We start from the raw sequence: 1,651 nt of genomic DNA on the forward strand, positions 1-1,651 counted from the left end.
CTTGATTGAAAAAGCTATTTCCTGGCTCTAATCCTAGCATTTTTAATTCAGTCCATAACTCCTCTTCTGTCGGAAATGCAAACATTCTTTTTTAGTCGTAAACAGAAATCTACTTTCTTCTCCCTGAGCCAATTTGCCAGGGTAACACTACAAAATTCACGATCTCCTAACACGAGCAATTTATAATCTGATAAGGCAACGAATACTGGCGTTAACGGGACTTAAACAAAAATACGGTGAAAATACGTTATAATGCTTGCTATGCAAGCATATAACGTTAAAGAATGACCAATGAAAGAGACAACCCCTGCCGCGATGCCCCCCTGCTTCGATAGATGGTGTCAAAGATTTGACGATATTTTTGGTCATCTTGCCCAAAAACGAGAGTTTAGGAACTATTTAGGGGGATTATTGGGAGAAAGCTCGCTGTAAAAACCTGTCGCAGATGGCAGCAAATGCCGTGGGAGTAACTTACCACAAATTACATCATTTTTTAACAGCAGCGCCTTGGTCATTCAATGAGCTAAATCAACGTCGCCTAGATGTAATGAATCAGTGTCACTTGCGCCAAGATTAGTCGAGGATTTAGCCTGATAATAGATGATTCAGGTCACCGAAAAAGTGGTAATTTTACCGACGGTGTAGGCAGACAATACATCGGACAAATCGGAAAAACTGACAAGGGGGTAGTAATAGTTACAAGTCATCTATATGATGGTAAAAAGAGCCTGCCATTAGATATTGAATTATATAAAAAAGCCGACTCATTACCAGAAGGAAAAGAGGACTCAGAATTCAAGAAAAAGCCAGAAATAGCCATAAATTTAATAGACAAAACCTTAGCGAGAGGCTATAAGCCAGGAATAGTCTTGATGGATGCAGGGTATGGTAATAACACCAGTTTTTTACAAGAATTAGAAAACCGAAAATTAAAATATATCGGAGGAATCGCCAAGAATCGCAAAGTAATAATTCAAAAAACCGAAAATGAAACAGAGGAAATTCGAGTAGACAACTTAACAAAAGCCTTACCTGTAGGGGCTTTCACAAAAATTCAACTCAATCTCGAACGACCGAGAACAGTATGGGTAGCAATTAAAGAAGTCGAGTTATCAAAATGCACGGGTAAGAAAGTAATAGCCATCGTCATGAATGCAGATACTTTCGAGACCGCCACTGAAATAGATTATTTGATGAGTAATGTGGACTTATCAAAAGCGACAGAGGAGTGGATAGTAAAAACTTATTCACAAAGAAATTGGGTTGAAGTTTTCTATCGGGAAGCCAAGGGCTGGTTGGGGTTAAATGAATATCAAGTCAGAGATGAAATCAGCCTGAAAAGACATTTAATTATGGTGTTTTGTGCCTACACTTTCATTCTCTGGCATACCTTAACAGGAGGATTAAGGCGCAAATGGGCAAACAAACCTTTAAACACTTTTAGTGATGCACTCGAAGCATTTCGGACAGCCATATCTTTTAGGTTTGTGAAATGGTTGAACCAAAATTGGGACGTATTCTCCGCTTATAAAGCCAGTTTAGGCTTTGTTTGGGCTTAAAATTTGTTTAAGTCCCGTTAATACAAATTGTTGATTTTCCAATGTGCTGTTCCCTTGTTTTTCAAGGGCTTTCCAATAAATAGGAATGGCTC

Annotated in this window: 1 protein-coding gene and 1 pseudogene; one reads left to right on the forward strand and one right to left on the reverse strand. The window is 38.6% G+C overall.

Translation table 11 applies throughout. The annotated features are described in order from the left end of the window. Positions 1–47: 47 nt before the first annotated feature. Positions 48–173 (reverse strand): transposase, encoded by a 126-nt coding sequence (locus tag QUA44_RS30455; RefSeq protein WP_445243701.1) that lies wholly within the window; start codon positions 171–173, stop codon positions 48–50. Positions 174–291: 118 nt separating this feature from the next. Here QUA44_RS30455 and QUA44_RS30460 point away from each other — a divergent pair. Continuing rightward, a pseudogene (locus QUA44_RS30460) lies at positions 292–1,559 on the forward strand (IS701 family transposase). The last annotated feature ends 92 nt before the right edge of the window (positions 1,560–1,651 follow it).

Source organism: Microcoleus sp. N9_A2 (genome assembly GCF_036701775.1).
Classification (GTDB): Bacteria; Cyanobacteriota; Cyanobacteriia; order Cyanobacteriales; family Microcoleaceae; genus Microcoleus.